Annotated in this window: 5 protein-coding genes and 1 pseudogene; 3 read left to right on the top strand and 3 right to left on the bottom strand. The window is 75.0% G+C overall.

Translation table 11 applies throughout. The annotated features are described in order from the left end of the window. Positions 1-23: 23 nt before the first annotated feature. Positions 24-917: pseudogene (locus KME80_RS51535) on the top strand (alpha/beta hydrolase); the annotation flags it as partial. 137 nt (positions 918-1,054) lie between these two features. Here the strand turns inward: KME80_RS51535 and KME80_RS49305 are convergent. Further along, a complete protein-coding gene (locus KME80_RS49305; RefSeq protein WP_219519839.1) occupies positions 1,055-2,011 on the bottom strand; it encodes an NAD(P)-dependent alcohol dehydrogenase in 957 nt (318 codons plus the stop codon). Between the two features lie 90 nt (positions 2,012-2,101). Between KME80_RS49305 and KME80_RS49300 the strand changes: the two genes are divergently transcribed. Then, entirely contained in the window at positions 2,102-2,701 is a 600-nt protein-coding gene (locus KME80_RS49300) for a TetR/AcrR family transcriptional regulator (protein WP_246647141.1), read from the top strand. Here the strand turns inward: KME80_RS49300 and KME80_RS49295 are convergent. Further along, positions 2,698-3,531, bottom strand: coding sequence for a TetR/AcrR family transcriptional regulator (locus KME80_RS49295; RefSeq protein ID WP_219519833.1), 834 nt, complete (start codon positions 3,529-3,531; stop codon positions 2,698-2,700). The two genes, KME80_RS49300 and KME80_RS49295, sit on opposite strands and share 4 nt — an antisense overlap. Positions 3,532-3,549: 18 nt before the next feature. Here KME80_RS49295 and KME80_RS49290 point away from each other — a divergent pair, with 18 nt between their 5' ends. Further along, positions 3,550-5,271, top strand: a complete 1,722-nt coding sequence (locus KME80_RS49290) for a right-handed parallel beta-helix repeat-containing protein (protein ID WP_219519830.1) — start codon at positions 3,550-3,552, stop codon at positions 5,269-5,271. Between the two features lie 19 nt (positions 5,272-5,290). Here the strand turns inward: KME80_RS49290 and KME80_RS49285 are convergent. Further along, the coding region (locus KME80_RS49285) for a hypothetical protein (protein WP_219519826.1) at positions 5,291-5,651 on the bottom strand (361 nt) is incomplete at its 5' end.

Below are 5,651 nucleotides of genomic sequence, written 5' to 3'. Positions count from 1 at the left end.
GGGCACCGACCGCGGTCGCCGTCGTGGAACTGGCGGCCGTCGCCGTCCCCGTCGCGGGCCTGCTGTCCGGCGGGCCGCCGGACCGGCCGATCGCGGCCGCGCCCGGCACCCGCTACTGGGACCTGCCGACCGGCTCGCGCATCGCCTACACCCGCACCCCGGCCCGGGGCGAGCCCACGGGCATCCCGGCGATCCTCGTGCACGGCGGGCCCGGCGCGCCGGACCCCGACCGGCCGCTCCCGGCGCTCGCGCTCGCCGCCGAGGGCTTCGACGTGTATGCCTACCACCAGGTGGGCGCGGGCCTGTCCAGCCGCCTGCCCGACGCACGCGGCTACACGGTCGCCCGGCACGTCGCCGATCTGGACGCCGTCCGGGCCGCGATCGGCGCCGAGCGCGTCGTGCTGGTCGGCGCCTCCTGGGGCGGCACGCTCGTCGCCGCCTACCTGGCCGCGCACCCGGACCGGGCCGCCGCCGCGATCGTGGCCTCGCCGGGACCGATCTGGGCTCCGGCGTACCCCGGCAACCGGCACGTGACGGAGAGCGGGCTACGCGACCAGAACCGGCTGCTGTGGGAGCACCACCCGCGCCTGCTGCTGGCCGCCGCGCTCGTCGAGGTCGCCGGGCCGCGCACCGCCCGCGCGCTGCTGCCGGACGAGACGATGGACGGCGAGTTCGGCTCCCTCGTCGGCGGCCTCGACCTGCGGGCGGGCTGCCCGGGGCAGCCGGTGCGGGGAAGGCCGCCGGGGGTGGGGTTCTGGGCCAACGTCATGACCGGCCGCGACGCCCGCCAGGTCGCCGACCCCCGGCCCGCGCTGCGCCGGGTCACCGCGCCCGTGCTGGTGCTGCGCGGCTCGTGCGACTACCTGGCGCCCGCGGTCGCCCGCGAGTACGCGGCCGTGCTGCCCGGCGCCGTCTTCCGCGCCGTCGAGGGTGCCGGCCACGCCATTCCCCTCGACCGGCCGGAGGAGTACCGCGAGCTGGTCACCGCGTTCCTGCGCGACCACCCTGCGCGCGGCAAGGGGGCCGGGGTCCTGGGGCCGGGCCGCCCGGCAGGTCACACGACGCGGATGACGATCTTGCCGCGTACGCCGCCCGTCTCCAGGGCCCGGTGGGCGGCCGCGATGCCGGAGAGCGGGAAGACCGTGTCCACGACCGGGCGGATCGCCCCGCTCTCCACGTAGCGGGTGAGATCGGCGAACAGCCGGTGCTTGGGGTTGCCGCTGAAGAACCGCATCCGGCGCGGCCCGTACACGGTCGAGGCGGCGATCGCGGCCAGCGACGCGAGCGGGCGGTCGATGTCGAAGGCGATGGCCACCATCCGCCCGCCCGGCGCGAGCAGCCGCCGGAAGTCGGGCAGGCGGGTGCCGACGGTGTCGAGGATCACGTCGAAGGGGCCGAGCGCGGCGGGCTCGGTGGTGGCGTAGTCCAGGGCCTCGTCGGCGCCGAGCTCGCGGACGAGATCCAGGCTGCGGGTCCCGGCGAGCGCGGTGACGTGCGCGCCGAGCGCCCGGCCGAGCTGGACGGCGACGCTGCCGACCCCGCCGCTCCCGCCCCGGACCAGCAGCCGCTCCCCCGCCCGCAGGCGTGCCTTGTCGCGCAGCGCGGTGATCGCGGTCGTGCCCACGCCGGGCAGGGCGGCGGCCTCGACCAGGTCCAGCCCGGCGGGCGCGAGCGCGAGCTGCCGGGGGCGGACGGCGACGTACTCGGCGGCGCTGCCGAAGGTGCGCGGCAGCCCGCCCCACACGCGGGTGCCCGGTGCGAGCCCGGAGACGCCGGGGCCGAGGGCGGCGACCTCGCCGGCGAAGTCGAGCCCGACACGTTTGGGGAATCCGCGCTCGATCGTGTCGGTCACCAGCCTGACCCGCCCGGCCCGGCCGTACGACTCGCCGCCGTTGACGCTGGCGGCGTGCACCCGCACCAGCACCTCGCCGGGGCCGGGCTCGGGGCGGGGCAGCGTGCCCTCGTAGAGCACCTCGGGGGGCCCGTAACGGTCGAAAAGAGCGGCGCGCATGTTCGTCATGGCTGGGAGGCTAGCCAGCTAACCGGACGCTACCGCCCACTTACGGGTAATGTGAGAGACATGTCCGACGGTTCATCTCGGATGTTGCGCGCTGACGCCTCGCGCAACCGCGGCCGGATCCTGCGGGCCGCCCGCCACCTGTTCGCCACGCGCGGCATCGACGTGCCGATGGCGGCGATCGCCCGCCGGGCGGGGGTCGGCACGGCCACGCTCTACCGGCGTTTCCCCACGCGGGAGTCGCTGGTGACCGAGGTGTTCGCCGACCAGCTCGCGATGTGCGTGGGGGCGCTGAGCGAGGCGCTGGCCGACGACGACCCGTGGCGCGGCTTCCGCACGGCCGTGGAGAAGGTGTGCGCGATGCAGGTCGTCGACCGGGGGTTCACCGCCGCGTTCCTGACGGCCTTCCCGGGCGCGTTCGACCTGGAGCGCAAGCGCGCCGAGGCCGAGGACGAGCTGGCCGAGCTCATCCGGCGGGCCAAGGCCGCCGGCCGGCTGCGCGCCGACTTCGTCCTGGCGGACCTCATGCTGCTGCTCATGGCCAACGGCGCGGTGGTCGCCGGGGCAGGGGACGCGGCCGCGGCGGCGTCGCGGCGGCTCGTCGCCTACTTCCTGCAGTCGTGGGAGGCCGGGCACGCGGGGCCGCTGCCGCCCCCGCCGGCGGAGCTGCGGTACGTGGGTTAGGCGCCGCTCTTGCGCTGCCGGTAGGCGCGCTGGCGGCAGGCCCGGGAGCAGTACGCGCGCGGCCGCCCCGATTCCGGCTGCTCCACCGGTTCACCGCACACCTGACACCGGGTTTCGTCACGCCTTTCGTCACGTCTGGCGGTGATGAGCAGCTCGATGCCGTCGAGCAACCGGGCCAGCCCGAACTCGAACGGGTCCTCCGGGTGGTCGTAGCCGCCCTCCTCCCACAGCCGAGTGAGCGTCGGATAGCGGTCCAGCCGGGCGAAGAGCGTGTCGCGCGAGCCCCACCACTCCTCCTCGCTCACGCCGCTGCTGCGCTCGGCGTGCGCGGTCTCGGCCAGCACCAGCGCCTCGGCGTCCACGAACCGGCCCACCAGCCCGACCGCGGCGATCATCTCGGCCGGGGTGAGTCCGGTGCCGGCGACCGTGCTCAGCATCGCCTCGTAGTAGGCCACCGCGTTGGGCCCGGGCACGTGCCTGCTGCCCCGGATCTCCGCCAGCCACGGATGGCGTCTGCGCAGCTCCCAGCCCTGCCGGGCGCACGACTCCAGCCGGGCCCGCCAGCCCTCCCCCTCGGGCGCCGGCAGCCCGGCCATCACCGCGTCGCGCATCAGGTCCACCAGGTGGGCGCGGCCGGGGACGTGCCGGTAGAGGGACATGGTGGTGAAGCCGAGGCGCTCGGCGACCTTGCGCATCGACAGCCCGGCCAGCCCTTCGGCGTCGGCGACCTCGACGGCGGCGCGGACGATCCGGCCCAGGCTCAGCCCGGCCCCCGGCCCCTCGTCCCACAGGAGCTCCACCCCGCGGTCCGGATCAACTGCTTCGCTCATGGTTTAGGGTATATACCCGTGTACGCCATAAACAACGAAATCCTGTACGTTTCCCCGCACGGCGACGACGACGCCCCCGGCACACTGGAGCGTCCCTTCGCCACCCTCGGCCGGGCCGTCGGCGCGGCCCGTGAGCTCACCGGCGACGTCGTCATCTGCCTGCGCGCCGGCACCCACACCCTCGCCGCCCCGCTCGAACTCACCGAGGACGACGCCCGCCTGACCGTCCAGGCCCACGGCTACGGCACCGCCGAGCAGGAGCAGGCCGTCATCAGCGGCGGCCGGGAGATCACCGGCCAGGTGGCCGGCGGCGTCTGGACGGCCGACGTCGGCGACCTCGACACCCGGCAGCTCTACGTCGAGACCGGAGGCGTCCTCCGCCGGGCCGAACGCGCCGGCATCGACGCCCTGCCCGGCGACGCCACCAGAACCGTCACGGGTTACGTCACGGACAGCCCGCTCGACTGGCACAGCCCCGCCGACGTCGAGTTCGTCTACCGGGGCGTCTACCCGTGGACCGAGGCCCGCATCGGCGTCGCCGAAGTCACCTCCGACGGCGAACGCACCCACGTCACGATGGCGCAGCCCGCCTTCGCCCGCGCCGTCGAGCTGTACAACTTCACCTGGGAGGAGCACACCCAGGAAGGCCCCGCGCTGCCCACCAGGATCGAGAACGACGCCGCCTTCCTCACCGAGCCCGGCACGTTCGTCCTCGACCGCTCCCGCCCCGGCCACCACGTGCTGCGCTACCTGCCCCGCCCCGGCGAGCGGCCCAGGATCGTCGCCCCCGCCCTGGAGACCCTGCTGCGCGTCACCGGCTCCCGCGACGTCACCTTCCGCGGCCTGACCTTCGCCGACGCCACCTGGCTGCGGCCCAGCGGCCCGGAAGGCTTCCTGCACTACCACGGCAACGGCCACTACGACGGCGGCCCGGTCGAGAAGGTCGTGCTCGTCGAGGGGCAGGCGTGGGTCACGGTGCCGTCCCGCTCGGCGACGATCCCCGCCTGCGTGACCGTCGACGGCGGCGCCGACGTCCGCTTCGAGCGGTGCCGCTTCACCCGGCTGGGCGCCACCGCGCTCGGCCTGACCGGCGGCGAACGGCACGTCGTGCGCGGCTGCGACTTCGACACCCTGTCCGCCTCCGCCGTCAACGTCACCGGCGGCCACGACACCCTCATCGAGGACAACCTGGTACAGCACATCGGCCTCGACCACTCCGGCTCCCCCGGCATCGCCCTGCTCGGCACCGAACGCTGCACCGTCGCCCACAACCACGTCCGCGAGGTCCCGCACTGCGGCATCGTCGCCGGGCCGGGCCGCGGCACCCGGCTCCTGCGCAACCTCACCACCGGCACGATGAGCGTCCTGGCCGACGGCGGCGGCCTCTACCTGTCCGGCCCGCAGGGCAGCTCGCACGACGACGGCGCCCAGATCCGGGGCAACGTCGTCAAGGACACCCGCACCCCGTACAACTTCGGCCTCTACACCGACTACGGCGCCGCCTGGGTCACCGTCGAGGAGAACGTCGTCACCGGCGCCGACAGCACCGCCGTGCTGCAGGTGTCGCCGCCGCTGGAGAACGTCGTCTACCGGGGCAACTTCTGGGACGCCGACCCCGCCGGCAGCGACGCCGTCCCGGCCGGGGTCACCTACGAGGGCAACACCACGCTGGCGGAGGGCCTGGACGCGGCCACGGCCGAGATCCAGGCCCGCGCGGGGCTGCTGCGGCCCCGCGGCTGACCACACCAGGAGACGAAGGTCAGCTGCAGCCGCCGCGTCCGCAGATGGACCAGGCGCGCAGCTGGCCGTTCTCCCACAGGTCGACGAAGACCGCGGTGGCACCGCCCCGGACGTCGGCCTCCAGGGTGAAGCCGTGCCCGACGGTGCCGTTGCAGGCGCTCCTGACCTCGCGCGACACGATCGTGTCGTTCACGTAGGCGGTGTAGACGACGTCGCGGCAGCCGGAGGCGGCCCGCAGCTCGCCGCCGACCCGGACCGAGCGGTTGTACCAGATGAGGTTGCCCTTGACGTAGGAGTTGCCGTACTGGACGTCGTAGCGCGTTTGCGGGTAGTCGGCGGCCCGGGCCGCCGTGGTGGCTCCGGCCGTGAGGACGGCCGCC

Origin of the sequence: Nonomuraea ceibae (genome assembly GCF_019396325.1) — a bacterium.
Classification (GTDB): domain Bacteria; phylum Actinomycetota; class Actinomycetes; order Streptosporangiales; family Streptosporangiaceae; genus Nonomuraea; species Nonomuraea ceibae.
Note: the sequence above shows the minus strand (reverse complement) of the source record. Positions and strands in the feature narration are given on the sequence as shown.

Excerpts from the sequence above, each read along its gene's own strand:
- KME80_RS49305 (WP_219519839.1), bottom strand. The coding sequence starts at position 2,011 with ATGCGCGCCGCTCTTTTCGACCGTTACGGGCCCCCCGAGGTGCTCTAC.
- KME80_RS49300 (WP_246647141.1), top strand. The coding sequence starts at position 2,102 with ATGTTGCGCGCTGACGCCTCGCGCAACCGCGGCCGGATCCTGCGGGCC.
- KME80_RS49295 (WP_219519833.1), bottom strand. The coding sequence starts at position 3,531 with ATGAGCGAAGCAGTTGATCCGGACCGCGGGGTGGAGCTCCTGTGGGAC.